Genomic DNA, 24,277 nt, shown 5'->3' with positions numbered 1-24,277 from the left:
CAGCATGCCAAGCCGGTGCGCAGAAATCAACGCGCGATGAATTCGGGTTTCGGCCAGCTCCCCGCGGGGAACGCTCCGGTATGCCCGAACTGCCGGACGTCGAAGGGTTCCGCCGGGTTCTCACCCGGCACGCGGCAGGCAAGCGCATCACCGAGGTCACGACGCTCGACGCGGGCGTCCTGCGGGGTGTGACCGGCCGCCGGCTGCGGGACACGCTCACCGGGCGCCGGTTCGGCGAGCCACGGCGGCTCGGCAAGTGGCTGATCGCGCCGGTGGTGGACCGCCCGGAGACGGTCGTGCTGCACTTCGGCATGACCGGATCGCTGCGGTGGGAGACCGGGGACCGGGAGCGGCACGACCGGGTGATCTTCGCGTTCGACGACGGCGAGCTGCGTTACCGCGACATGCGCAAGCTCCAGGGCCTGCGCCTGGCCGCCGACGACGCGGAACTCGACCGGCTGCTCGCGGACACCGGACCGGACGCGCTGGCGGTGGGCCAGGACCGGTTCCGCGAACTGCTCGGCCGCCGCCGGCAGCTCAAGCCGCTGCTCACCGACCAGTCCGTCCTCGGCGGCCTGGGAAACCTGCTGGTCGACGAGATCCTGTGGCGGGCACGGCTCAACCCGCACACCCCCGCGGCCGACCTGGACCGGGCGGCGGCCGACGCCCTGTACCGGGAAATGCGCGCGGTGCTGCGCGCGGCGGTGCAGGCGGAACGGGTGCCGCCACGCAAGAGCTGGCTCACCGGTCGCCGCGACGAGCCCTCCGGATCGTGCCCGCGATGCGGCGCGACGCTCGAGCACGGCCGGGCCGGTGGCCGCGGCACGGTCTGGTGCCCGCGCTGCCAACCCGGTTGACAGCGGGCCGAAACGGGGTAAGCCGGTGCCATGACCGACAAGGACGACGAGAAGAAGCAGGTCAGCCCGGAACCGCCGCTGTCCCCGGACTTCCCCGACGTGCGGCACCCCGACCTGGACCTCGGTCCCACCGAGGACGTCGAGACGCCCCCGAACTCGGAGGAGGTCGAGCCCGCGGAGGGGGTGCCCGAACCGCCCGACTGAGCGCGGGTGCGGAGCCGGACGGATCGGGTACCCGGTCGCGATGGACGACGACACGGACGACAAAGGCGACACGAACGACACGGACGAGATCTGGCGCCGGTTCCGCGACGAAGTGAACATGACGCCGAAGGAGTTGGAGGACTGGCTCGAGACGGACGAATCGAAGCAGGCGGGCCAGCACGACGGTGGCGGGGAGTCCGTCGGGCACTCCTCGGGCCGGCGGATCGTGCAGATCCTGCGGAGCAAGCGGGACGACCTCGGCGACGAGGACTACCAGCACATGCGGAAGGTGCTCGGTTACCTCCACCGGCACCGCGCCCAGCGGCCCTCCGGTGACGTCACGGAGACGAAATGGCGGTATTCGCTGATGAACTGGGGCCACGACCCGCTCCGGTGACGGGAGGGACGATGACGGAGTTCAAGAAGGGCGACCGCGTCCGCTGGGACGCCGGCAACGAGAGCTCGGTCGGCACCGTCGAGCAGAAGATCACCGAGGACACCCACGCCGGCGGGCGCCAGGTACGGGCGTCCGAGGACAACCCGCAGTACCTGGTGCGGAGCGAGAAGTCCGGCCGGACGGCGGTGCACAAGCCGGACAAACTGCACCCGGCGGACTGACCGGCGGGTCTCCCCGCGGCGGGGAGACCGCTGATCACCCGGTCGTCAGCAGGACGCGGCGAGGTTGCGCCGCACCCGGCCGGGGTCGCGGTGCACCGGCGCGCGGCCGCTCGGCTGGTGCGGTGCCGGGCCGGGATCGATCTCCGGGACCGGCCGGGTGGCCGGCTCCTCGGTGACCGACATCGGCTCGCCGTGGTGCCGGATCTCCACCGGCTTGCCCGACAGCAGCCGGTAGGTGGCGCTGTCGGAGTGGATCTCCACCGCGAACCGGCTGCCGCGGAAGCACATCCGGAACTCGATGCGGTCCAGCGCCGGCGGCAGCCGCGGCGCGAAGGTGAGCTTCCCGTCGTGGTCGCGCATCCCGCCGAACCCGGCGACCACGCCCAGCCACGCCCCGGCCAGCGACGCCATGTGCAGTCCATTGCGGACGTTGTTGTGCACGTCGTGCAGATCGGTCAGCGCTGCCTCGGCCAGGTAGTCGTAGGCGAGGTCCAGATGTCCCACCTCGGCCGCGATCACCGCCTGGGTGCCGGCGGACAGGGACGAGTCACGCACCGTGCGGGCCTCGTAGTAGGCGAAGTCGCGGCGCTTCTGCTCGGCGGTGAACGCGTCACCGCGCAGGTGCAGGGCCAGCACCAGATCGGCCTGCTTCACCACCTGTTTGCGGTACAGGTCGAAGTACGGGTAGTGCAGCAGCAACGGGTAGTTCTCCGGCGGGGTGGCGGCGAAATCCCAGTCCAGGTGCTCGGTGAAACCGTCCGACTGCGGGTGCACCCCGAGTTCTTCGTTGTAGGGCACGTACATCCGCTCGGCGGCCTCGCGCCAGCCACCCAGCTCCGTTTCGTCCACCCCGAACAGCGACGCAACCTCGGGGACGCGCTCGCAGGACGCCGCCGCCTCGCGGAGGTTCCGCTGCGCCATCAGGTTCGTGTAGACGTTGTTGTCCGACACCGCCGAGTACTCGTCCGGGCCGGTCACCCCGTCGATGCGGAACCGGCCGTGCCGGTCGAAGTGGCCCAGCGACATCCACAACCGCGCCGTTTCCAGCAGCAGCTCGGCGCCGCACTGCCGCTCGAACTCCGCGTCACCGGTGGCCCAGTAGTAGCGGGCGACCGCGTCGGCGATGTCGGCGCTGACGTGGAACGCCGCGGTGCCCGCCGGCCAGTACGCCGAGCACTCGGCGCCGTTGATCGACCGCCACGGGAACGCGGCACCGCGCAACCCGAGCTGGCGGGCGCGTTCCCGCGCCTTGGGCAACGTGGAATGCCGCCACCGCAAGGCGTCCCGGGCCGCCTCCGGCACGCTGTAGGTCAGCACGGGCAGCACGAACGACTCGGTGTCCCAGAACGCGTGCCCGTCGTAGCCCGGCCCGGTCAGGCCCTTGCCCGGGATCGCCCGGCTCTCGCCGCGGGCCCCGGCCTGCAGGATGTGGAACAACGCGAACCGGGTCGCCTGCTGCAGCTCGGGATCGCCGTCGATCTCGATGTCCGCGGTCTCCCAGAAGTCGTCCAGGAACGCGCGCTGCTCGGCCAGCAACCCGTCCCAGCCGGTTTGCAGCGCCCCGGCGAGTGCCGCGTCCACCTGCGCGCGCAGCGCCGGCACGGACCGCTGGGCCGACCACCCGTACCCGACGAACTTGGTCATCCGCAGCACCTTGCCCTGCGGCACGTCCACCGCGATGCTCAGCCGCGCCAGGTCCTCCTCGGCGAGGATGTCGGTGCGCAGGCCGTCCGGCGACTCGATCTGGTGGTCCATCGCCGCGGCCATCCGCAGCCCGGACCGCTTCGTCCGGTGCACCAGCACTGCGCGGTAACCGTCGGCCAGGTAGAACTCCGACTCCAGCGGCGATTGCAGCGCCGCGGCCACCCGCGGGTCCGTGGTGTCGGTCTCGATCGGCTCGTTGGCCAGCAGGTCCGATTGCAGCACCAGCTGCATCTTCCCGTCCAGCGGCTCCACCTCGTACCGGATCGCCACGACCGCCCGCTGCGTGAACGACACCAGCCGCTGCGTGCGCACCCGCACCTGCCGCCCGGTCGGCGACGACCACTCCGTGGTCCGGGTCAGCGTGCCGGTGCGGAAGTCGAGCACGCGGTCGTGCTCGGTGGCGGCGCCGTACCGCATGTCGAACGGCTCGTCCTCGACCAGCAGGCGGATGATCTTGCCGTCGGTCACGTTGACGACCGTCTGCCCGGCCTCCGGATAGCCGTAACCGGCCTCGGCGTAGGGGAGTTCGTGCTCCTCGTAGTACCCGTTGAGGTAGGTGCCGGGCAGACCGCGCGGCTCACCCTCCTCCAGGGTTCCGCGCAGGCCGATGTGCCCGTTGGACAGCGCGAACGCCGACTCCGTGCGCTGCAGCTGGTCGACCGCGAGCCCGCGCCACCGCAGTTCCCACGGCGCGCACTCGTAGCCACGCGTCACCAGGCTCATGCCGTTTCTCCCGTGTCGCCCAGCAGTTCCGCCAGATCGTCCACCACCACGTCGGCACCGTGCGCCCGCAGCGCCTCCGCCTGGTTCGCCCGGTTCACGCCGACGACGAACCCGAAGTGTCCCGCCCGCCCGGCCTCGACCCCGGCCAGCGCGTCCTCGAACACCGCGGCCCGCGCGGGTTCCACGCCCAGCGCCTTCGCCCCGGCCACGAAGGAGTCCGGCGCCGGTTTGCCGCGCAGCCGGTCCCGGGTGATGACCAGCCCGTCGATGCGGGCCTGCACGAACGGGGTGAAACCGGCGGCGTCCAGCACCGCCTGCGCGTTCGCCGACGACGTCACGACGGCGATCTTGAGTCCGGCGGCCCGCGCGGCCTCCAGGTAGCGGCGCGAGCCCTCGAACGGGTTCGGCCCGCGTTCGGCGATGATCCGCAGCACCAGGTGGTTCTTGCGGTTGCCCAGTCCGTTCACCGTGTGCTCGGTCACCGGGTCGTCCGGGCCGCCCTCGGGCAGCTCGATCCCGCGTGAGGCGAGGAACGAGCGCACCCCGTCCAGCCGCGGCCGCCCGTCCACGTACTCGGCGTAGTCGGCGTCGGTGAACGGGCGGAACCCGTCGCCGTCCCGTTCACGCAGGAACCCGTCGAACGTCTGCTTCCAGGCTTCGCGGTGCAGGGCGGCGGTGCCGGTGAGGACACCGTCCAGATCGAACAGGCACGCGGTGATGTCGTCGGGCAACCCGATCATGCCCTGCACGGTACCGGGGAACGCGGACGCTCGCCGCGTTCCGGGCCGGCGGAAGCGCACCACGCGGGCCGGTGTTGCTGGCAGGATCGAGCCGTGACCGACCTGTGCTTCCTCACCGCCCGCGAGCTGCGGGCCGCGCTCGGTGCCCGGGAGGTGTCCGCCCGTGAGGTCGTGCGGGCGCACCTCGACCAGATCGAGCGCGTCAACCCGCACGTCAACGCCGTCGTCACGCTCGCCGCGGACCGGGCGCTGGCCGAGGCCGCCGCGGCCGACGAGCGTGCCGCGCGTGGCGCGGAACTGCCGCCGCTGCACGGAATCCCGGTCGCGCACAAGGACACGCACGAGACCGCTGGGATCCGCACCACATTCGGCTCGCCGCTGTTCGCCGACCACGTGCCGGACCACGACGAGCTCGTCGTCGAGCGCATGCGCGCGGCCGGGGTGATCAGCCTCGGCAAGACGAACGTGCCGGAGTTCGCTGCCGGCTCGCACACCTTCAACCCGGTCTTCGGCACCACCCGCAACCCCTACGACCTCGCCAGATCAGCGGGCGGGAGCAGCGGGGGCGCGGCGGCCGCCCTGGCCACCGGGATGCACCCGCTCGCCGACGGCAGCGACCTCGGCGGGTCGTTGCGCAACCCGGCGTCGTTCTGCAACGTGGTCGGTTTCCGCCCCTCGATCGGGCGGGTGCCGTCGTGGCCCGCCCCGCTCGGCTGGACCGGGCTGGGCATGCCGGGCCCGATGGCCCGCACGGTGGCCGACGCCGCCCTGCTGCTGTCGGTGCTCGCCGGGCCGGACCCGCGTTCGCCGATCGCGCTCGCCGAACCGGGCGAGGTGTTCGCGCGCCCGCTGGACCGGGACCTGCGCGGGCTGCGGGTCGCGTGGTCGCCCGACCTCGGCGGGGCGGTGCCGGTCGAACCGGAGGTCGCAGCCGTGGTCGAGGAGTCGGCGAAGGTGTTCGAGGGCCTCGGCTGCGTCGTGGAGCGCGCGTGCCCGGACTTCACCGGCGCGGACGAGGCGTTCCGGATCCTGCGGGCCTGGCAGTTCGCGGTGAAGTTCGGGCCGCTGCTGGCGGACTCCCGCGACCGGCTCAAGGACAGCATCGTGTGGAACACCGAGGAGGGGCTGCGGCTGTCGGCGGTCGACGTGGGCCGCGCCGAGGTGCTGCGCACCGAACTGTTCCACCGGTTCCGCGAGTTCTTCACCCGCCACGACCTCCTGCTGCTGCCGGTGAGCCAGGTGCCGCCGTTCGACGCCGGGCTCGAATACCCGGCGCGGGTGGCGGGCACCGCGATGGCGACCTACCTGGACTGGATGCGCTCGGCCTACTTCGTCACGGTGAGCGGTTCACCCGCGCTGTCGGTGCCGGCCGGGTTCACGCCGGCGGGACTCCCGGTGGGGCTGCAGATCGTCGGTCCGCACCGCGCGGATTTCGCCGTGCTGCAGGCCGGGCACGTGTTCGAGCAGGCCACGGGAGTGGCACGGCAGCGGCCGGAGGTGGCGCGATGAGGGCGGAACGGGCGCGGGCGTTGTGGGTGGTGCTGGAAACGGTGCACGACGTCACCTACTTCGCGCCGGAGGCGAAGGCGGCGCACGCCGCCGCGGGTCTGCGCGGCTTCTGGCGCGGGTACGTGGGGACCAGGGCGGCGCCGCTGGGCGCGGCGAGCCTGGGCGCGGTGACCGCCGTGTTCTACAACTTCGCGCCGTCGTTCCTGGCCCGGTCCGTGCCTGCGATCTGGGAGGTGGTGCCGCCGGAGCGGGCGCTGGCGGCCCGGGCCGCGGGTGCGGTGGCCGCGTTGCGGCCGCAGGTGGGGGAGGTGCCCGCCGAGGCGCTCGCGGTGCTGCGGCGGGTCACCGCGGCAGCCGGCTGGGCGGGCCGCCCGCTGGGGGCCGCGAACGCGGCGCTGCCGTGGCCGGACGATCCGGTCGCCGCGCTGTGGCAGGCGGCGACGACGCTGCGGGAGCACCGCGGGGACGGGCACGTGGCGGTCCTGGCGGCGGAGGGGATCGACGGGCTGGAGGCGCACGCCCTGCGCGACGCCGCGGACGGCAGCCGTGCGGTGGTGGCGCCGCACCGCGGATGGACGGACGACGAGTGGGCCGCCGCCCGCGACCGGCTCGCGGCGCGGGGGCTCGTCACCGCGGACGGCCTGACCCCGGAGGGCGCCCGGTTGCGCGAGCACATCGAACGGCGCACCGACGAGCTGGCCGCGGCGCCGTACGCGGCCGCCACCGAGGACGAACTGGCCGCCCTGGACACCCTGCTCCGGCCGATCGCCCGCCGCCTGGTGCCCGCGCCGGTGCCGCACCCCAACCCGGTGGGCGCGCCGAGCCCGTGACGCACGGGGTCAGAAGCGCATCCAGCCCACCGCGGAGGAGACGATCAGCGCGGCGATGAGCACCGCGATGACGACCGCGATCACGATCGTCACGACCGGGATCGCCCTCGGTGGTTTCTGCTGGTGGTGCGACAGGCCCGAGGTCTGGCCCGCCTCGGGCGGCGTGTCGCCGGGGGCGACGCCGCCGCCGGGCTCGAGCCCGGGGGTGCGGGCGGGGTCCGGTCCGGGCGGGACGTCGCCCGGCGTGCCGCGCTCGGCGCCGGGTGGGCGACCGGACCGGGGATCGGGACTGCTCATCGGATTCACCTTCCCACCGACGCTGACACGTCGAACGTCAAGCCCTTGTCGGCAGCGCCGATCCGCACCCGCGAACCGGGCGACAGCTCACCGCGCAGCATCATCCGCGACAGCGGGTTGTCCACCTCGCGCTGGATCGTCCGGCGCATCGGCCGGGCGCCGAACTCGGGCTGGTACCCGGCGCGGGCCAGCCAGGACACCGCCTCCGGGGTGAACTCCAGGGTGATGTCCTGGGCGTGCGCGCGTCGTTTCGTCTGGTCCAGCATCAGCTCGGTGATCTGCTCCAGCTGCCGGGACTCCAGCTTGCGGAACACGATGATTTCGTCGATCCGGTTCAGGAACTCCGGCCGGAACGACTCCCGCAGCCGCCGCAGCAGCCGGTCCCGCAGCGGGTCCGCACCGCCGGGCTCCGGTGCCGGCGCGAACCCCAGCGCTCCCTGGGTGCTGCTCGAGATCAGCTCCGAACCGATGTTGCTGGTCATGATCAGCACGGTGTTGGTGAAGTTCACCGTGCGCCCGCGCCCGTCGGTCAGCCGGCCGTCGTCGAGGACCTGCAGCAGCACGTTGAAGATCTCCGGGTGGGCCTTCTCGATTTCGTCGAACAGCACCACCGAGTACGGGCGCCGCCGCACCGCCTCGGTGAGCTGCCCGGCCTCCTCGTACCCGACGTAGCCCGGGGGAGCGCCGATCAGCCTGCTGACCGTGTGCCGCTCGCCGTACTCCGACATGTCGAGCCGGATCATCCGGTCCTCGTCGCCGAACAGCGCGGCGGCCAGCGCCCGCGCCAGCTCGGTCTTGCCGACCCCGGTGGGGCCGAGGAACAGGAAGCTGCCGTAGGGCCGGTCCGGCGGCGCGAACCCGGCCCGGGACCGCCGCACGGCCTCGGCCACCGCGTCCACCGCCTCGTCCTGCCCGATGACGCGCTCGTGCAGATGCTCCTCCAGGTGCAGCAGCCGGTCCCGCTCGTCCTCGGTCAGCTGGCTCACCGGGACGCCGGTCAGCCGCGAGATCACCTCGGCGATGTCCTCCGGCGTCACCTCCTGCGCACCGGACGGGCGCCCGCCGGTGTCGGCCGAGCGCAGCCGCTCCCGCAGCTCGGCGATCTCGTCCCGCAGCGCCGAGGCGCGTTCGAAGTTCTCCGCCGCCACGGCCTGGTCCTTGTCCCGGGACAGCTCCTCCAGCCGGCCCTCCAGCTCGCGCACGTCGCTCGGCCGGCGGCCGGACCGCAGGCGGACCCGCGCGCCGGCCTGGTCGATCAGGTCGATCGCCTTGTCGGGCAGGAACCGGTCGGTCAGGTAGCGGTCGGACAGGTCCGCGGCCGCGGCGAGCGCCTCGTCGGTGAACCGGACCTGGTGGTGCGCCTCGTACCGGTCGCGCAGGCCGTGCAGGATCGCGACGGTGTCGGCGACCGACGGTTCCGGCACCAGGATCGGCTGGAACCGCCGCTCCAGCGCCGGATCGTTCTCGATGTGCTGGCGGTACTCGTCGAGCGTCGTCGCGCCGACGATGTGCAGCTCGCCGCGCGCCAGGGCGGGTTTGAGCATATTGCCCGCGCCCATCGAGCCTTCCGACGCACCGGCGCCGACCACGGTGTGCAGCTCGTCGATGAACACGATCAGTTCGTCGCGGTGCCGGCGGATCTCGTCCAGGAGGTGGGTCATGCGCTCCTCGAAGTCGCCGCGGTAGCGGGTTCCCGCGACCATCGCGGTCAGGTCCAGCCGGACCACCCGGCGGCGGGCGAGCAGGTCGGGCACGTCGCCGTCGCAAATGCGCTGCGCCAGGCCCTCCACGATCGCGGTCTTGCCGACCCCGGGTTCGCCGATGAGGACCGGGTTGTTCTTGGTGCGCCGCGACAGCACCTCGATGGTCTGCTCGATCTCGGTGTCCCGCCCGACGACCGGGTCGATGTCGCCCTCCTCGGCCGCCTCGGTGAGGTCGCGGCCGTACTGGTCCAGCGTCGGTGTGCCGGCGCCGGTCTGGGGCCGCTGGTCCGGGCGGGCCCGGGCCGGGCCGGAGCCCTGGAACGACTCCGGGGTGACCCCGGCCTGCGCCAGGATGCGGCCCGCCGCCGACTCCGGGTTGGCGGCCAGCGCGAGCAGCAGGTGCTGGGGCCCGATGTAGGTGGAGCCGAGGGTGCGGGCGATGCCGTGCGCGTCGAGCAGGGCCCGCTTGGCGCCCGGGGCGAGCATCGCCGGCGTGGTGCGCTCACCCGCGCCGCCGTGCCGGTCGATCTCGCGCGCGATCTCCGCGGGCTTCGCTCCCGCGCTCTCCAGCAGTTCGCGCGTCGGCGGCAGCTGGGTGGCCGCCCACAGCAGCTGTTCGGTGTCGACGTCGGCACGGCCCTGCTCGGCGGCCTTCTCCGCGGCCTGCGCGACGAGTTCCCGCGCCTGGTCGGACAGCAGCCGGGTGATGTCGACCGCGTTCGGCCGCCTGCTCGGCACGGCGTTGCCGAAGAACTGTGCCAGGAACTGGTCGAGTGGGCTGCCGGAGCCGCCCGGGAAAAAGCCGGTCATGTCGGGAAACGCTCCTCGTGCCGTCGGGGACACGGCCCGGCCGCATCCACTTCGGACGGAGCACGCCCGGACCGTCCAGCGTGTCGGCTACCCGGGGCCGGGCGGGGTGAAACGACGGGCTCAGGGCTCTTCGGTGAGCTTGTCGCGCAGGTGCTGGAGGGTCTGCGCGAGCAGGCGCGACACGTGCATCTGGGAGATGCCGACGCGCTTGGCGATCTGCGTCTGCGTCATGTTGCCGAAGAACCGCAGCATCAGGATGGTCCGTTCGCGGGGTGCCAGGTCGCGCAGCAGCGGTTGCAATGCCTCGTGGTTCTCCACCGTCTCGATGCCGTAGTCCTCCTCGCCGAGCGTGTCGGCGAGCGAGGCCGCCTCGTCGTCCTCCCCGGCGGGCTTGTCGACCGACACGGCGTAGTAGGCGTTGCCGGCCTGCAGGCCCTCGTTCACCTCGTCCGGGGTGAGGTCGAGCTCGCGGGCGATCTCGGTGGGGGTGGGCGCGCGGCCGAGGCGCTGGCCGAGTTCGCTGCTGGCCTGCCCGATCTGCAGGTGCAGTTCCTTGAGGCGGCGGGGCACCCGCACCGACCAGCTGGCGTCGCGGAAGTGCCGCCGCACCTCGCCCATGATCGTCGGCACCGCGAAGGACAGGAAGTCGGTGCCCCGCTCCGGCTCGAAGCGGTCCACGGCGTTGATCAGTCCCACGCGGGCGACCTGCAACAGGTCCTCGTACGCCTCGCCACGGCCGCTGAAGCGCCGTGCGATGTGCTCGGCGACCGAGAGGTACTGGGTGACCAGTGCCGTGCGCAGCTGCTCGCGGTGCGGATCGCCCGGCGCGGCAGCCGCCAGGTCCGCGAAGGTGGGCGTGTTCTCGTCCGAGGAATCGTTGTCCTCGATCGTGCCCGCGAGGCGCGTCTCAGCCAACGTCCCGGTTCTCCCCGTCACCTCGTACCCGGCTGGTCATGGCCCGGGCTACCCAGTGCCGCCGGGTGCCACACCTGGTTGCTTTCCGCCCGGTGGGGGAACCCCGCCGGGCAGATTGTCCGACGAAGGAGGTCCGATCGATGGCTGAGCAGACGAGCGAGCGCGCACCGCTGGCCCAGGGTTTCGCGCTGGTGGTGGGTGTGGTGTTCCTGGCGCTGGGCATCGCGGGTTTCGCCACGTCCGGGGAGATCCTGGGCTTCCACACCGGCACCGTGCTCGACGTGCTGCGCACCGCGCTGGGACTGCTCGCCCTGCTCGCCGCGCCGCGGGCACGGACGGCGCGCGTGTTCGGCCTGGCCGTCTTCTTCCCCCTGCTGGGTGTCACGATCTGGGGATTGCTGTCCGCGGGGACGAACGATCCGAGCGATGTGCGGCGGGTGTTCGACCCGCACTGGGCGGACAACGCCCTGCACGCCGTGGTCGCCGTGCTGGGCCTGGTGGTCTTCCTCCTGCCCGCGCGGAACCGGGCCACGGAACGCGTCTGACAACTACGGAGAGTAGCAGTGCTGCGCAGCGTGTTTAGTTCCTCTGCCAGGGTGAAAGAACTTCCCCATGAGACGGGCAGAGGACGACTCGCTGCGCATCCTGCTGTGGCACGTGCACGGGTCATGGACCAGTTCGTTCGTGCGCGGACGGCACGAGTACCTGCTTCCGCTGCTGCCGGAGGGCGGCCCCTGGGGGCGGGGCCGCTGTGACCGAGCGTGGCCGGCGGCCCGCGAGGTGAGCCCGGACGAGCTGCGCCACACCGACATCGACGTGGTCGTCCTCCAGCGCCCGGAGGAGATCGAGCTGGCCGAGCGGTGGACCGGCCGGCGCCCCGGCCGGGACGTGCCGGCGGTGTTCGTCGAACACAACACGCCGACCGGCGACGTACCCCGTACCCGGCACCCGCTGGCCGGCCAGACCGCGATCCCGCTGGTGCACGTCACCCACTTCAACCACCTGATCTGGGACTCCGGGCAGGCCCCGGCCACGGTCATCGAGCACGGCGTGGTCGATCCGGGCGAGCTCTACACCGGCGAGGAGGCCGCGGCCGGCCTGGTGATGAACGAGCCGGTGCGCCGCGGGCGGGCGGTGGGCACGGACCTGCTGCCCGCGTTCGCCGAGGTCGCCCCGCTGCACGTGTGGGGCATCGGCGTGGACCAGCTCGGCGATCACTTCGGCCTGGGGGAGCGGATCCGGCCGCAGGGCGACCTCGGGCAGGACGCCCTGCACGCGGGGCTGGCGCGGTGCCGGGTGTACGTGCACACCCCGCGCTGGACATCGCTGGGCCTGTCCCTGATCGAGGCGATGCACCTGGGCATGCCGGTGGTGGCGGTCGCCGGCACCGAGGCGTCCCGGGCGGTGCCGCCGGAGGCGGGTGTCGTCTCGGCGGACGTGAACGAGCTGGTGCGCGCGGTCGCCGCCCTCATGGCGGACCCGGAGCTCGCGCACCGGATGGGCAAACAAGCGCGCGAGCACGCGCTGGCGAGCTACGGCCTGGACGCCTTCCTGCGCAACTGGGACGTCCAGCTCGGCCGGGTGACGAGTGGAGGTAGCGCATGAAGATCTCGATGGTGTCGGAGCACGCCAACCCGCTGGCCGTCCTGGGCGAGGTGGATGCGGGCGGGCAGAACCTGCACGTGGCGGAGCTCTCCGCGGCGTTGTGCCGCCAGGGCCACGACGTCACCGTCTACACCCGGCGCGACGATCCGGCGCAGCCGGAGGAGGTGACCACGCCCGGCGGCTACCGCGTGGTGCACGTGCCGGCCGGGCCCGCGCAGCACCTGCCCAAGGACGATCTGCTGCCGCACATGACCGAGTTCGGCCGCTACCTCGCGCGGACCTGGCAGCGCGACGTCCCGGACGTGGTGCACGCGCACTTCTGGATGTCCGGGCTCGCGTCGCTGCTCGCCACGCGCGGCACCGGCATCCCGGTGGTCCAGACCTTCCACGCCCTCGGTGTGGTGAAGAAGCGTTACCAGGGCGCGGCGGACACCAGCCCGCCGGAACGGGCCCAGCTGGAACGGTTGATCGGCAAGAACGCCGCCCGCGTGGCCGCGACCTGCTCCGACGAGGTGTTCGAGCTGGCGCGGATGGGCCTGCCCCGCTCACGCATGTCCGTCGCGCCGTGCGGCGTCGATCTCGACCGGTTCACCCCGGACGGCCCGGTCGCGCCGCGCGGTGACCTGCACCGGATCGTGAGCGTCGGCCGGCTGGTGCCACGCAAGGGGTTCGCCACGGCGATCACCGCGCTGCCCGCGGTGCCCGGCGCGGAGCTCGTCATCGCCGGTGGTCCGGAGCAGGGGCGGCTGGCCGACGACCCGGAGGCAAAACGGCTGCTCCAGCTGGCGGAACGGCTCGGCGTCGCCGACCGGGTGCGGCTGCTCGGCCAGGTGACGCGCGACGAGATGCCGGCGCTGCTGCGCTCGGCGGATCTCGTGGTCTGCACGCCGTGGTACGAGCCGTTCGGCATCGTCCCGCTCGAGGCGATGGCCTGCGGGGTCCCGGTGGTCGCCGCCGCGGTCGGCGGTCTGATCGACACGGTGGTCGACGGCGTGACCGGTGAGCTGGTGCCGCCCCAGCGCCCGGAGGTGCTCGCCGCCACCCTGCGCCGCCTGCTCGGCGACCCCGCTCAGCGCGAGGCGTACGGCATCGCCGGGTGTGACCGCGCCCGGTCCCGGTACTCGTGGGACCGCATCGCCGTCGACGTGCTGCGCATCTACGAGAAGACCCTGGGCGAGAAGGTCCCGTCCGGCGCCGCGGGCCCGGTGGTGACAACCGATGCCGTGGTGAGCCAGGGCTGACGGACATCGCTGAGGCCATCGCGTAGCCGGGCCGGTGCGGACAGGGGACCGTTCTCCGCTGAGTAAGATCATCTCGCATGGATCCGGCTGTGGACACCAACGTCGTCTTCTTCCAGGTGAACGGCAACGACGACGAGGTCCTGCGGGGGGTCGCGCCCGCTCAGGCGGAGGACGGTGTCCGGCTGGCCTGGCGCCAGGTGCAGGAGGAGCGGCAGGTTCCGGCTTCCGAGATCACCCAGGTGCGGTGCACCTGGCAGCCCTCGGAAGCGGACCGGATCTTCCTGGCGGAGACGTTCCGCGACGCCGGGTGCACCTACGTGTTCGACCGTCCCCAGGACGGCGACTGGAGTGCGGCCTTCGACAGGGCGGCGAAGGCTGTCGCGCGGATCGAGCTGGACCACGGCGCCCAGTCGTCCGCGAAGACCCGGGCGGAGGGTGAGTGGCTGCCCACCCTCCACACCTACGACGGCCCGTTGCAGCTCTACGCGTCCTACCCGCTGGTGGGCGACCGGCTGCACGTGGGGTTCGCCAAGGTGGTGATCTCGGAAACCGGCCGGATCGGGATGTCCCACCTCCTGCGGACCACGTTCATGCAAATGAGCCGGGACGAGATCGCGGAACTGGTCGCGGAAGCGGTCGGCAATCTCACGGCCGGGCTTCGCTTCACGGTGTTCGTGGATGAGGCGAAGGGACGCATGGCCATCCTGGAACGCCCCGACGGCAACCTGTGCGCCGCGTCCGCGATCGTGATGGACGACTTCCCCGGGAAGGCCGCCGAGCAGATCGGTGAAGACGAGCTGATCGTGGGGTTGATCAGCCCGGACCAGATCTGTGTGGCGGGGGCCAGGTCGGGCTGGGGCGCGGAGATCACGGACTGGGTCCGCACCTCGCCGGACACGAGCGGCGACCTCGTGCCCGCCGTTCTGCTGGTGGACCGTTCCGGGATCAGGGAGATCCTGGCCGAACGTCCGACCGGGCGGTTGCCCGCGGCGTGAACCGTGCGGCGCCCCCTCGGGAGTGGTCCCGAGGGGGCGGCCGCCTCAGGTGAGCTTGTTGACCGCGGACTGGGCCTTGCCCTTGACCGTGCCCAGCGCGTCCTTCGTGGGCGAGTAGGTGGCGTAGAGATCGGGTTCGGGTTTGGGGGCGGTGCCGGGGCCGCCGAGGGGTTTGGGGTCCATGAGGTAGTCGATGCGGTCCTCGCCGGTGGACCAGCCGCCCTTGTTGCCGTCGGGGCCGTCGGACAGGTGCCAGATGGTGTTGTTGTGGGTCTGGTCCTCCTCGTCCAGCAGGGCATTGGGGGCGATGTCGGACTCCAGCCCGTCGGCCTGCAGTTCCTCGATCGCGCGCAGCCACTGCTTCTGGTGCACCGTGTCCCGGGCGAGGTTGAACTTGAGCATCTCCTTCACGCCCGGGTCGTCGGTCATGTTGTACAACCGCGCCGTCTGCAACCGGCCCTGCGCCTCGGCGGCCGCGTTGGCCCGGAAATCGGCCAGCAGGTTGCCCGAGGCCACGATGTACTTGCCGTTCCACGGCGTGCCGTTGGAGTCCGCCGGCACCGCGCCACCGCCGGACACGATCGCCTGCTGGGGATCCATCCCGCCCAGCACCGCCGCCATCACCGGGTCCTTGGCCGCCTCCGCGGTCGCCGTGGCCGGAGCACCCTCCAGCAGGCGTGCCACCATCGTGGCCAGCATCTCCACGTGACCGATCTCCTCGGTCGCCGTGTCCATGATCAGGTCCTTGTACTTGCCCTCCATGCGGCAGTTCCAGCCCTGGAACAGGTACTGCATCGTCACCGTCATCTCACCGTAGGCACCACCGATCAGCTCCTGCAGCTTCCTGGCGTAGTACGGGTCCGGACGCTCCGGCTTCGCCTCGAACTGCAGCAGTTTCGTGTGTCGGAACACAAGATCTCCTTGTGGACGAAGGAAAGTTGGTTTGAGTACGCGTGCAGACGGGGGGCTTCCCCGCCCTGCCCGGGATATTCGTGCCGGTTCGCCCCGGCTTGCGAATCCCACTCCGATGACCTATGCATGAGTCATGCATGAAGAACGGCTGGCGAATCTCCTGGGCGCGCTGGCGCTCACCGTCAACGACCTCGCGCTGACCGACGCCACGACCGCGGCCGGCACGAGCGTGAGCGCTGCCGCGGCCCTGGTGGTGCTGTCCACCGCGCCCGGGTTGTCGGTGACGGAACTCGGCCGGCGGGTCGGCCTGAGCCAGCCCGCCGCCGCACGCATGGTGGACGGGCTGGAGAGTCGCGGCCTGGCCGAACGCTGGCCGACGGCCGCCCGGGCGGTCGCGGTGCACCTGACGGATGCCGGGGTGGACGCCGCGGAGCGGATCCTCGGGCACCGCGGCGGGCGCCTCGCCTCGCTGACCGCCGCGCTCGACGACCGGGAACGGGCGGTGTTCGCCGAGCTGGTCGCCAAGCTCCTCACCGCGGCCTACGAGCAGCTCCCGGAGGCCGACCGGCTGTGCCGCCTGTGCGACCGGGCCGCCTGCGTGGCGGCGGGCGCGGTGTGCCCGGTGGGCGCGGCCTGCCGGGCGCGGGAGGCCACCGGCGCCCGGGTCGCGGACGGGGGCCACCGATGACCGGTGAGCTGCTCGCCCTGGCCTCCGCGGGGTGTTTCGGGGTCACGCACTTCGTGAACGGTCTCGTCGCGCGGCGGGCGCCCGGGCTGACCGTCTCGCTCTACGCCCAGGCCGGTGGCACCCTGGTGACCCTCGTCGTCGCTCTCCTCGCCTCCCACCCCGGCACCGGCGGCCTGGGCTGGGGTGCGCTGTCCGGTGCCGGCACTGGCATCGGGGTCGGATTCCTCTACCGGGCCATGAGCCGCGACGCGCTGACCGTGGTGGTGCCCGTGAGCGACGTCGGGGCCGTCGCGCTGCCGGTGGTGGCCGGGCTGGCCTTCCTCGGCGAGCGGCCCTCCCCGGCGGCCGTCGCCGGGATCGTGCTGGCCCTGCCCGCGATCTGGCTCGTGTCCGGCGGCGGCCGCCCCGCCGGCCCGGGCGTGCGCGACGCCCTCATCGCCGGTGCCGGCTTCGCACTCCAGTTCCTGGCCATGAAACCCGTCCCGCTCGACGCCGGGTTGTGGCCGATCGTGGTCAGCCGCGCCGCTTCGGTGGCCGTCATCCTGCCGCTCGTGCTCACCACCCGGACCCCGCTCACGCTGCGGCCGCGGCTGGCCTGGCCGGCCGTCCTCGCGGGCGCGCTCGGCAGCGTCGCGATCGTGCTCTACTGGGTCGCCACCCACCAGCAGCTGCTCGCCGTCGCGACCGTGCTGGCCGCCCTCTACCCGGCCATCCCGGTCGTGCTCGCGTTGGTCTTTCTGGGTGAACGGCTGAACCGGAAGCAGACGCTGGGTATTTGCGGGGCCGCCGGGGCGCTGGCGCTGCTGGCCCTGGCGTAGGAGAAGTACCTCCGTAGCGTTTCGAAGTGACTCCGCCGGGTAGGAGGAGTCCATGCACAGCCACGCCGTTGTCACCGGCGGAGCCGGCTTCCTCGGCTCCCACCTGTGCGAACGCCTGCTCGCCCGCGGCACCCGGGTCACCTGTGTGGACAACCTGTGCACCGGCAGCGCGGACAACATCGCACACCTCGCGGGCGATCCGGGTTTCGAGTTCGTCCGGGCCGACGTCACGGGCGGGCTGGAGGTCGCCGGCCCCGTCGACCTGGTGATGCACCTGGCCAGCCCGGCCTCGCCGCGGGACTACGAGCGGCTGCCGGTGGAGACGCTGCACACCGGGGCGGCCGGCACCCACGCCGCGCTGGACCTCGCGGTCGCCCACCACGCCCGGTTCGTGCTCACCTCGACCAGCGAGGTCTACGGCGACCCGCGTGAGCACCCGCAGCGCGAGACCTACTGGGGACACGTCAACCCGGTCGGCCCGCGGAGCGTATACGACGAGGCGAAACGCTACGCCGAGGCGCTCACCACGGCCTACCGCGGTGCCCGCGGTGCGAACACCGGCATCGCACGCCTGTTCAACACCTACGGGCCGCGCATGCGCGCCGACGACGGCCGCGCGATCCCCACGTTCATCCGGCAGGCCCTGTCCGGCGAACCGGTGACGGTCGCGGGCGGGGGCACCCAGACCCGGTCGCTGTGCTATGTGGACGACACCGTGGACGGGCTGCTGGCGCTGGCGGACGCCGAGTTCGCCGGACCGGTCAACCTCGGCAATCCGCACGAGCTGCAGATCCGGCAGCTGGTCGAGGAGATCCAGCGGCTGGCCGGGACGGCCGTGCCGGTGCGCAACGTTCCCGCCCCGGTGGACGATCCGCGACGGCGGTGCCCCGACATCGCGGTGGCGCAACGGGAATTGGGCTGGCGGCCGCGCGTCGGCCTGCACGACGGACTGCGCCGGACCCTGGAGTGGTTCGCCGCGCACCTCAGTCCCGTTTAGACGAGGAGAAGCAGGGGTAGCGCTAAGTAGCAGTGGTGACCGGATGTGGAGGTAGGAGTTTGCGGATCCTCGGGATCAACGCGGTGTTCCACGATCCGGCCGCCGCCCTCGTGGTGGACGGCCGGGTGGTCGCCGCCGCCGAGGAGGAGCGCTTCAGCCGCCGCAAGCACGGCAAGCGCCCGGTGCCGTTCGCCGCCTGGGAGCTGCCCGAGCAGGCCGCGCGCTGGTGCCTGGCCGAAGCCGGGATCGAACCGTCCGAGCTGGACGCGGTGGGTTACTCCTACGACCCGGATCTGGTGGACCACGACGTCGCCGGGGTGGACCCGGGCTGGGAGGAGCTGCGCACCACCTATGCCCGCCGCGCCCCGCACTTCTTGAAGACCGCGTTGCCCGGGCTGGATCCGGCGAAGGTGCGGTTCGTGCGGCACCACGTGGCGCACGCCGCGTCCAGCGGGCTGGCCGCGCCGTTCGGCGACGCCGCCGTGCTGGTGGCCGACGGCCGCGGTGAGGCGACCTCCTACCTGGCCGGGGAATACCGCGACGGCAAGCTCGTCGAGCTGGCCGCGCAACGGCTCCCGCACTCGCTCGGACTGCGGTACGAGGACCTCACCGAACACCTCGGGTTCGCGCGCTCCAGCGACGAGTACAAGGTGATGGCGCTGGCCTCGTACGGGAAACCGCAGTTCGCCGACGCGCTGCGCGAGCGCCTCGATGCCCTCGGTGACGGCGGGTTCCGCGCCGCACCACTCGATCTGGCCCGGTTCGCGCCGCGTCGCGAGCCCGGGGCCGATTTCCGGCCCGAGCACGCCGACCTCGCCGCCAGCGTGCAGCAGCGGCTGGAGGAGGTGCTGCTCGACCTGGCGCGCTGGCTGCACACCCAGACCGGGCAGGTGAACCTGACGATGGCGGGCGGCATCGCGCTCAACTGCGTGGCCAACACGCGGTTGCGGGCCGACGGCCCGTTCGACGACGTCTGGATCCAGCCGGCCGCCGGTGACGCGGGCACCGCGCTGGGCGCCGCGCTGCACCTGGCTGCGGAATGGGGCGAACCCGCCGCGCGGATGACCGGTGCCGCCTTGGGACGCGGTTTTTCCGACGGGGAGATCCAGCAGGCGCTCGACACCGCCCGCCTGCCGTACGAACGGCCGGACGACCTCGCCGCGACGGTGGCCCAGGCACTGGCCGAGGACCGGATCGTGGCGTGGTTCCAGGGCCGGGCGGAATTCGGTCCCCGCGCCCTGGGACACCGTTCACTGCTCGCGCACCCCGGTCACCGGCGCAACCTCGAACGCCTCAACGACGTCAAGGGCCGTGAGCAGTTCCGCCCGGTGGCGCCGATGGTGCTCGCCGACCGCGCCCGCGAACTGTTCGAGCGCGGGCCGCTGCCCAGTCCCTACATGCTGTTCGTGCACGACGTCCGTCCGGAATGGAGGGACCGCATCCCGGCGGTGACCCATGTGGACGGTACCGCCCGTGTGCAGACGGTCGACCGGACGGACGAGCCGCTGGTCGCGCGCGTGCTGGCGGAGTTCGAATCGCGGACCGGGATTCCCGTGGTGGTCAACACGAGCCTGAACACCGCGGGCCGTCCGATGGTCGACTCGCCGCGGGACGCCCTGGAGTGCTTCGGATCGAGCCCGATCGACCTGCTGGCCCTCGGGCCGTTCGTCGTCCGGAGGCCGGAATGATCGCCTACACCGTGGTTGTCCCGACGACCGGCCGGGACAGCCTGCAGGCTCTGCTGTCCGCGCTCGGCCACGGGATGGGACCGCGGCCGGCCGAGATCATCGTCGTCGATGACCGCCCGGAGCCCGGCGACCTGCCGCTGCCCGAGCTGGCGACGCCGGTGCGCGTCTTGCGCTCCGGCGGGCGCGGCCCGGCCGCGGCGCGCAACGCCGGGTGGCGGGCCGCGGGCACCGAGTGGATCGCCTTCCTCGACGACGACGTGCGCCCCACCGCCGACTGGGCTTCCCGGCTGGAGTCCGACCTGGCCGCGCTGGCCGCCGACGTGGCGGGATCGCAGGGCCGCATCGTGGTGCCCGGGCCGACCGGGGGCCGCCGCCCGACGGACCTGGAACGGGACACGGCCGGACTGGCGACCGCGGAGTGGATCACCGCGGACATGGCCTACCGGCGCGATGTGCTGGCCGCCGTGGGCGGGTTCGACGAACGCTTCCCGCGCGCCTTCCGCGAGGACGCCGACCTCGCGTTGCGCGTGCGGCAGGCTGGATGGCGGCTGGAACGCGGCATCCGCACCACCCTGCACCCGGCGCGCCACGGCGGGTTCTTCGCGAGCGTGCGGGCGCAGCGCGGCAATGCCGACAACGCGCTGATGCGGCGCAAGTTCGGTCCACAGTGGAGGGAGCTGACCGCGGCCGGGCCGGGACGCCTCGGCCGGCACACCCTGACCACGCTCAGCGGACTCGCCGCGCTCGCCTGCGCCGCGGCGCGGCGGCCCACACCGGCCGCCTTCGCCGGAATCGCGTGGCTCGGTCTCACCGCGGAGTTCGCGCTGCGGCGCATCCTGCCCGGCCCGAAGACCCCGGAGGAGCTGGCGAAGATGGCGGTCACCAGCGTGCTCATCCCGCCGGTCGCGGTGCGCCACCGGCTCGCCGGTGAGCTGCGCGTGCGCCGCCCGCGACCCGCTGCCAAGGCGGTCCTGTTCGACCGGGACGACACCCTCGTCCACGACGAGCCGTACAACAACGACCCCGAGCGGGTGCGGCCGGTGCCGGGTGCCGAGGAGGTGCTGCGGCGCCTGCGCGCCGCCGGTGTGCCGGTGGGCGTGGTGAGCAACCAGTCCGGTGTGGCGCGCGGGCTGATCACGCCGGACGAACTTGCCGCGGTCAACGCGCGGGTCGAGGAGCTGCTCGGGCCGTTCGCGACGTGGCAGGTGTGCGTGCACGCCGAGGACGACGGTTGCTGCTGCCGTAAACCGAAACCGGGACTGGTCACCCGTGCCGCGCTCGCACTGGGTGTGCGGCCGCAGGACTGCGTGGTCATCGGGGACATCGGGGCGGACGTGGAGGCGGCGCGCGCGGCGGGCGCGCGGGCGGTGCTGGTGCCCACACCCCGGACGCGGCCCGCGGAGATCGCGGCCGCGCGGCGCGACGCGCAGGTGGCGGGTGACCTGGCCGGAGCGGTCGGGCTGGCGATGGGGGACCGGGCGTGGTGAGGTCACGGGTTCTGGTGGCGCGGCTGGACAACGCCGGTGACGTCCTGCTGTCCGGTCCGCTCGTGCGCGCGGTGGCGGCCACGGCCGGGCCGGTCACGTTCCTGGCCGGCCCGCACGGCCGCGCCGCCGCCGAACTGCTGCCCGGTGTCGGCGAGGTCATCGAGTGGTGCGCCCCGTGGATCGACCCGGAACCGCCCGCCGCGAGCCCCGCCCACCTGGCGGAGCTGCGCGCGCACATCCGGGCCGCGCAACCGGACGCGGCGCTCGTGGTGACGTCGTTCCACCAGTCACCGCTGCCGCTCGCGCTGGTCCTGCGTGAGTGCGGGGTGCCGTGGATCGGTGCGATCTGTGAGGACTACCCGGGCTCGCTGCTGGACCTGCGGCACCGGATCGACGGCGACCCGCCGGAGCCCGAGCGCGCCCTGTCGCTGGCGCGGGCCGCCGGATACGAGCTGCCGCCCGGTGACGACGGGCGCCTCGCCGTGCGCCGCCCGCTGCCCGACGTGTCGGACCTGGTCGGTGAACCCGGCTACGTCGTGGTCCACCCGGCCGCGTCGGTGCCGGCCCGGCAGTACCCGGCCGAGCAGAACGCGGAAGTCGTGCGGCTGCTGGCCGAATCCGGCTACCGCGTCGTGGTCACCGGCGCACCGTCCGAACGCGACCTCACCGCGCAGGTCGCCGGCGCACACGGTCTGGACCTGGCCGGCCGGACCGATCTGCACGGCCTGGCCGCCGTGCTCGCCGGGGCCCGGGTCGCCGTCGTCCCGAACACCGGGCCGGCGCACCTGGCCGCGGCCGTGGGCACTCCCGTGGTGTCGCTGTTCGCGCCCGTCGTGCCGGCCGCGCGGTGGGCGCCCTACGGCGTGCCGCTCGTCCTGCTCGGTGACCAGGACGCGCCTTGCCGCGACACGCGCGCGCGGGTCTGTCCGGTGGCCGGGCACCCCTGCCTGGGCCGGGTTCCGCCCGAGGATGTCCTGATGGCCGTCGAAAAACTAGGAGGTGCAGCGTGATCGAGGAGCGGTTCGCGGCTCTGGCCGCGACCATGCGGGACCTGACCGCGCTGGCACCGAGGATCGAGGCGTGGGGTCGTCACCTCGCCGAGGTGCTCGGAGCCGGCGGACGGCTGCTCGCCTGCGGCAACGGCGGCAGCGCCGCCGAGGCCCAGCACCTGACCGGCGAGCTGGTCGGCCGGTTCGTCCACGACCGGCAGCCGCTCTCGGCGATCGCCCTGCACGCCGACACGTCGGCGGCCACGGCGATCGTGAACGACTACGGCGACCAGGAGGTGTTCGCCCGCCAGGTGCGCGCGCACGGCCGCACCGGCGACGTGCTCGTGGCGCTGTCCACCAGCGGGCGCAGCCAGAACGTGTGCGCGGCGGCGAAGACCGCCCACGAGCTGGGCATGACGACGTGGGCGCTGACCGGCCCGGGACCGAACGCGCTCGCCTCGATCTGCGACGACGCGGTGGTGATCGAGGCCCCGAGCACCGGCACGGTGCAGGAGGCGCACCTCGCGGTGATCCACGGGTTGTGCGCGGCGCTCGACGAGGCACTGGGGGTGCCCTCGTGACCGGCCCCCTGGTGGTGGTCGGCGACACCCTGCTCGACATCGACGTCGACGGCAGCGCGGACCGGCTGTGCCCGGAGGCGCCGGTGCCGGTGGTCGACGTCGGCCGGGAATGGCACCGGCCCGGTGGCGCCGGGCTGGCCGCGCGGCTGGCCGCCCGGTCGGCCGCGGACGTCGTGCTGGTCACGGCCCTCGGCGACGACGACGGCGGCGCGCGGCTGGCGCGGCTGCTGGCCGGCGAGGTCGAGCTGTGCGCGCTGCCGCTGCGGGGCGGGACCGTCCGCAAGACCCGCATCCGCGCGGCCGGCCAGTCCGTGGTGCGGCTGGACCACGGCGACGGGCGTGCCGCCCACGAGCCGCTGGACGCGCGCACGGTGTCCGTGCTGCGCGGCGCCTCGGCGATCCTGGTCGCCGACTACGGCCGCGGCGTGGCGGACCACCCGCAGATCCGGGAACTGCTGGCCGGGACCGGCGCACCGGTGGTGTGGGACCCGCACCCGCGCGGTGGTTCGCCGGTCCCCGGCGCGGCACTGGTGACGCCCAACGACAGCGAGGCCGCGAAGTTCGCCGGCGGGTCCGGCACCCCGGAGGAACTGGCCGGGCGCCTGCGCGCGAAGTGGGCGGCCGAGGCGGTCGCGGTGACCGTGGGTGCGCAGGGCGCCGTGCTCGCCGACAGCACGGGCACGCGCGCGATCCCGGTGCCGAACGCGTCCCGCGTCCCGGCGAGCGTGCGGCCGGACACCTGCGGTGCGGGCGATCGCTTCGCCAGCGCCGTCGCCGCGGCTCTGTTCGAGGGCGCGGCGCTGGAGAACGCGGTCGCCTCGGCGGTGGAGTCCGCGGCCCGGTTCGTCGCCGCCGGTGCGGCTACCGCGTTGTCCGAGCCCGCCGAGCCGGTCCGCGCGCGCGAACCCGGCCTGTCCGGCTTCGAGCTGGCCGAGCGGGTGCGCCACCGCGGCGGGCGGGTCGTCGCCACCGGCGGGTGCTTCGACATCCTGCACCCCGGCCACGTGGCGCTGCTCCGCCGTGCCCGCGAACTGGGCGACGTGCTGATCGTGTGCGTCAACTCCGACGAGTCGGTGCGGCGGCTGAAGGGGCCGGGGCGCCCGGTGGTGACCGCGGCCGACCGGGTGCGCGTGCTCAGCGCGCTGGAGTCCGTCGACGCCGTCGTGGTGTTCGAGGAGTCCTCCCCGGTGGAGGTGCTGCGCCGGCTGTGCCCGGACATCTGGGTCAAGGGCGGCGACTACGAGGGCACCGACCTGCCGGAGGCCGAGGTGGTGCGCGCCGGCGGCGGCAAGGTCGTGCTCGTGCCCACCGTCGAGGGCTACTCGACCACACGGCTCATCGAGACCGTGTCCAACGGATAGAAGGG

The 24,277-nt window shown here is 73.2% G+C and carries 24 protein-coding genes; 18 read left to right on the top strand and 6 right to left on the bottom strand.

Annotated features, from left to right (window positions below; translation table 11 throughout):
- The first annotated feature begins 80 nt into the window (after window positions 1-80).
- The 4 genes from FHX46_RS18525 to FHX46_RS18510 are packed head-to-tail and all read left to right on the top strand — an operon-like array spanning window position 81 to window position 1,679.
- The gene (locus tag FHX46_RS18525; RefSeq protein ID WP_167116536.1) at window positions 81-857 is read left to right on the top strand and encodes an Fpg/Nei family DNA glycosylase; all 777 of its coding nucleotides are present in this window, start codon (window positions 81-83) and stop codon (window positions 855-857) included.
- A 30-nt stretch (window positions 858-887) separates the two neighbouring features.
- On the top strand, window positions 888-1,061 hold the full coding sequence (locus FHX46_RS18520; RefSeq protein WP_167116533.1) for a hypothetical protein: 174 nt from the start codon (window positions 888-890) through the stop codon (window positions 1,059-1,061).
- Window positions 1,062-1,101: 40 nt separating this feature from the next.
- Entirely contained in the window at window positions 1,102-1,458 is a 357-nt protein-coding gene (locus FHX46_RS18515; protein ID WP_167116530.1) for a DUF3140 domain-containing protein, read from the top strand.
- A gap of 11 nt (window positions 1,459-1,469) precedes the next feature.
- A complete protein-coding gene (locus FHX46_RS18510; protein ID WP_167116527.1) occupies window positions 1,470-1,679 on the top strand; it encodes a hypervirulence associated TUDOR domain-containing protein in 210 nt (69 codons plus the stop codon).
- Window positions 1,680-1,724: 45 nt separating this feature from the next.
- On the opposite strand, the gene FHX46_RS18505 is transcribed toward FHX46_RS18510, so the two are convergent.
- Window positions 1,725-4,106, bottom strand: a complete 2,382-nt coding sequence (locus FHX46_RS18505) for a glycoside hydrolase family 65 protein (protein ID WP_167116524.1) — start codon at window positions 4,104-4,106, stop codon at window positions 1,725-1,727.
- Complete coding sequence (locus FHX46_RS18500; RefSeq protein ID WP_167116521.1) at window positions 4,103-4,846, bottom strand: HAD family hydrolase; 744 nt, start codon at window positions 4,844-4,846, stop codon at window positions 4,103-4,105. The genes FHX46_RS18505 and FHX46_RS18500 overlap by 4 nt, the downstream gene beginning before the upstream one ends.
- Window positions 4,847-4,939: 93 nt before the next feature.
- Between FHX46_RS18500 and FHX46_RS18495 the strand changes: the two genes are divergently transcribed.
- Both FHX46_RS18495 and FHX46_RS18490 read left to right on the top strand, forming a co-directional pair.
- On the top strand, window positions 4,940-6,355 hold the full coding sequence (locus FHX46_RS18495; protein WP_167116518.1) for an amidase: 1,416 nt from the start codon (window positions 4,940-4,942) through the stop codon (window positions 6,353-6,355).
- Complete coding sequence (locus tag FHX46_RS18490) at window positions 6,352-7,185, top strand: SCO6745 family protein (RefSeq protein ID WP_167116515.1); 834 nt, start codon at window positions 6,352-6,354, stop codon at window positions 7,183-7,185. The genes FHX46_RS18495 and FHX46_RS18490 overlap by 4 nt, the downstream gene beginning before the upstream one ends.
- Window positions 7,186-7,194: 9 nt before the next feature.
- On the opposite strand, the gene FHX46_RS18485 is transcribed toward FHX46_RS18490, so the two are convergent.
- The 3 genes from FHX46_RS18485 to FHX46_RS18475 form a co-directional block, all read right to left on the bottom strand.
- Window positions 7,195-7,482, bottom strand: coding sequence for a DUF6480 family protein (locus FHX46_RS18485; RefSeq protein WP_167116511.1), 288 nt, complete (start codon window positions 7,480-7,482; stop codon window positions 7,195-7,197).
- A 5-nt stretch (window positions 7,483-7,487) separates the two neighbouring features.
- Window positions 7,488-9,995, bottom strand: coding sequence for an ATP-dependent Clp protease ATP-binding subunit (locus tag FHX46_RS18480; RefSeq protein WP_167116508.1), 2,508 nt, complete (start codon window positions 9,993-9,995; stop codon window positions 7,488-7,490).
- Window positions 9,996-10,115: 120 nt separating this feature from the next.
- Window positions 10,116-10,910, bottom strand: a complete 795-nt coding sequence (locus FHX46_RS18475) for a SigB/SigF/SigG family RNA polymerase sigma factor (protein ID WP_167116504.1) — start codon at window positions 10,908-10,910, stop codon at window positions 10,116-10,118.
- A gap of 140 nt (window positions 10,911-11,050) precedes the next feature.
- Here FHX46_RS18475 and FHX46_RS18470 point away from each other — a divergent pair, with 140 nt between their 5' ends.
- From FHX46_RS18470 to FHX46_RS18455, 4 genes are all read left to right on the top strand, one after another.
- Window positions 11,051-11,455 carry a DUF4383 domain-containing protein gene (locus FHX46_RS18470; protein WP_167116502.1) on the top strand — a complete coding sequence of 135 codons (405 nt, stop codon included), beginning with the start codon at window positions 11,051-11,053 and terminating at the stop codon, window positions 11,453-11,455.
- A 235-nt stretch (window positions 11,456-11,690) separates the two neighbouring features.
- The gene (locus FHX46_RS18465) at window positions 11,691-12,515 is read left to right on the top strand and encodes a glycosyltransferase (protein ID WP_167121546.1); all 825 of its coding nucleotides are present in this window, start codon (window positions 11,691-11,693) and stop codon (window positions 12,513-12,515) included.
- The gene (locus tag FHX46_RS18460) at window positions 12,512-13,756 is read left to right on the top strand and encodes a glycosyltransferase (protein ID WP_167116499.1); all 1,245 of its coding nucleotides are present in this window, start codon (window positions 12,512-12,514) and stop codon (window positions 13,754-13,756) included. The genes FHX46_RS18465 and FHX46_RS18460 overlap by 4 nt, the downstream gene beginning before the upstream one ends.
- A gap of 77 nt (window positions 13,757-13,833) precedes the next feature.
- Window positions 13,834-14,751: a hypothetical protein gene (locus FHX46_RS18455; RefSeq protein WP_167116496.1), complete on the top strand. Its 918-nt coding sequence runs from the start codon at window positions 13,834-13,836 to the stop codon at window positions 14,749-14,751.
- Window positions 14,752-14,796: 45 nt separating this feature from the next.
- Here the strand turns inward: FHX46_RS18455 and FHX46_RS18450 are convergent, their stop codons facing one another.
- The gene (locus FHX46_RS18450) at window positions 14,797-15,663 is read right to left on the bottom strand and encodes a manganese catalase family protein (protein WP_167116493.1); all 867 of its coding nucleotides are present in this window, start codon (window positions 15,661-15,663) and stop codon (window positions 14,797-14,799) included.
- Between the two features lie 133 nt (window positions 15,664-15,796).
- On the opposite strand from FHX46_RS18450, the gene FHX46_RS18445 reads away from it, so the two are divergent.
- From FHX46_RS18445 to rfaE2, 8 genes are read left to right on the top strand one after another with little or no spacing between them, the layout of a single operon-like run.
- On the top strand, window positions 15,797-16,351 hold the full coding sequence (locus tag FHX46_RS18445) for a MarR family winged helix-turn-helix transcriptional regulator (RefSeq protein WP_167116490.1): 555 nt from the start codon (window positions 15,797-15,799) through the stop codon (window positions 16,349-16,351).
- Window positions 16,348-17,169 carry an EamA family transporter gene (locus FHX46_RS18440; RefSeq protein WP_167116487.1) on the top strand — a complete coding sequence of 274 codons (822 nt, stop codon included), beginning with the start codon at window positions 16,348-16,350 and terminating at the stop codon, window positions 17,167-17,169. The genes FHX46_RS18445 and FHX46_RS18440 overlap by 4 nt, the downstream gene beginning before the upstream one ends.
- 52 nt (window positions 17,170-17,221) lie before the next feature.
- Complete coding sequence (locus tag FHX46_RS18435) at window positions 17,222-18,166, top strand: NAD-dependent epimerase/dehydratase family protein (protein ID WP_167116484.1); 945 nt, start codon at window positions 17,222-17,224, stop codon at window positions 18,164-18,166.
- 59 nt (window positions 18,167-18,225) lie between these two features.
- A complete protein-coding gene (locus FHX46_RS18430) occupies window positions 18,226-19,854 on the top strand; it encodes a carbamoyltransferase family protein (RefSeq protein ID WP_167116481.1) in 1,629 nt (542 codons plus the stop codon).
- Complete coding sequence (locus tag FHX46_RS18425; protein ID WP_167116478.1) at window positions 19,851-21,341, top strand: HAD-IIIA family hydrolase; 1,491 nt, start codon at window positions 19,851-19,853, stop codon at window positions 21,339-21,341. The genes FHX46_RS18430 and FHX46_RS18425 overlap by 4 nt, the downstream gene beginning before the upstream one ends.
- Window positions 21,338-22,351, top strand: a complete 1,014-nt coding sequence (locus FHX46_RS18420; protein ID WP_313886286.1) for a glycosyltransferase family 9 protein — start codon at window positions 21,338-21,340, stop codon at window positions 22,349-22,351. Before FHX46_RS18425 ends, FHX46_RS18420 begins: the two co-directional genes overlap by 4 nt.
- Window positions 22,348-22,911: a D-sedoheptulose-7-phosphate isomerase gene (locus FHX46_RS18415; protein ID WP_167116475.1), complete on the top strand. Its 564-nt coding sequence runs from the start codon at window positions 22,348-22,350 to the stop codon at window positions 22,909-22,911. Before FHX46_RS18420 ends, FHX46_RS18415 begins: the two co-directional genes overlap by 4 nt.
- Window positions 22,908-24,272 carry a D-glycero-beta-D-manno-heptose 1-phosphate adenylyltransferase gene (rfaE2, locus tag FHX46_RS18410; protein ID WP_167116472.1) on the top strand — a complete coding sequence of 455 codons (1,365 nt, stop codon included), beginning with the start codon at window positions 22,908-22,910 and terminating at the stop codon, window positions 24,270-24,272. Before FHX46_RS18415 ends, rfaE2 begins: the two co-directional genes overlap by 4 nt.
- Window positions 24,273-24,277: the final 5 nt, after the last annotated feature.

Source organism: Amycolatopsis viridis (assembly GCF_011758765.1).
GTDB lineage: Bacteria > Actinomycetota > Actinomycetes > Mycobacteriales > Pseudonocardiaceae > Amycolatopsis_E > Amycolatopsis_E viridis.
This window is presented reverse-complemented; position numbering and strand designations above follow the sequence as displayed.

Excerpts from the sequence above, each read along its gene's own strand:
- FHX46_RS18525 (WP_167116536.1), top strand. The coding sequence starts at position 81 with ATGCCCGAACTGCCGGACGTCGAAGGGTTCCGCCGGGTTCTCACCCGG.
- FHX46_RS18520 (WP_167116533.1), top strand. The coding sequence starts at position 888 with ATGACCGACAAGGACGACGAGAAGAAGCAGGTCAGCCCGGAACCGCCG.
- FHX46_RS18515 (WP_167116530.1), top strand. The coding sequence starts at position 1,102 with ATGGACGACGACACGGACGACAAAGGCGACACGAACGACACGGACGAG.
- FHX46_RS18510 (WP_167116527.1), top strand. The coding sequence starts at position 1,470 with ATGACGGAGTTCAAGAAGGGCGACCGCGTCCGCTGGGACGCCGGCAAC.
- FHX46_RS18505 (WP_167116524.1), bottom strand. The coding sequence starts at position 4,106 with ATGAGCCTGGTGACGCGTGGCTACGAGTGCGCGCCGTGGGAACTGCGG.
- FHX46_RS18500 (WP_167116521.1), bottom strand. The coding sequence starts at position 4,846 with ATGATCGGGTTGCCCGACGACATCACCGCGTGCCTGTTCGATCTGGAC.
- FHX46_RS18490 (WP_167116515.1), top strand. The coding sequence starts at position 6,352 with ATGAGGGCGGAACGGGCGCGGGCGTTGTGGGTGGTGCTGGAAACGGTG.
- FHX46_RS18485 (WP_167116511.1), bottom strand. The coding sequence starts at position 7,482 with ATGAGCAGTCCCGATCCCCGGTCCGGTCGCCCACCCGGCGCCGAGCGC.
- FHX46_RS18480 (WP_167116508.1), bottom strand. The coding sequence starts at position 9,995 with ATGACCGGCTTTTTCCCGGGCGGCTCCGGCAGCCCACTCGACCAGTTC.
- FHX46_RS18470 (WP_167116502.1), top strand. The coding sequence starts at position 11,051 with ATGGCTGAGCAGACGAGCGAGCGCGCACCGCTGGCCCAGGGTTTCGCG.
- FHX46_RS18460 (WP_167116499.1), top strand. The coding sequence starts at position 12,512 with ATGAAGATCTCGATGGTGTCGGAGCACGCCAACCCGCTGGCCGTCCTG.
- FHX46_RS18455 (WP_167116496.1), top strand. The coding sequence starts at position 13,834 with ATGGATCCGGCTGTGGACACCAACGTCGTCTTCTTCCAGGTGAACGGC.
- FHX46_RS18445 (WP_167116490.1), top strand. The coding sequence starts at position 15,797 with ATGCATGAAGAACGGCTGGCGAATCTCCTGGGCGCGCTGGCGCTCACC.
- FHX46_RS18440 (WP_167116487.1), top strand. The coding sequence starts at position 16,348 with ATGACCGGTGAGCTGCTCGCCCTGGCCTCCGCGGGGTGTTTCGGGGTC.
- FHX46_RS18435 (WP_167116484.1), top strand. The coding sequence starts at position 17,222 with ATGCACAGCCACGCCGTTGTCACCGGCGGAGCCGGCTTCCTCGGCTCC.
- FHX46_RS18425 (WP_167116478.1), top strand. The coding sequence starts at position 19,851 with ATGATCGCCTACACCGTGGTTGTCCCGACGACCGGCCGGGACAGCCTG.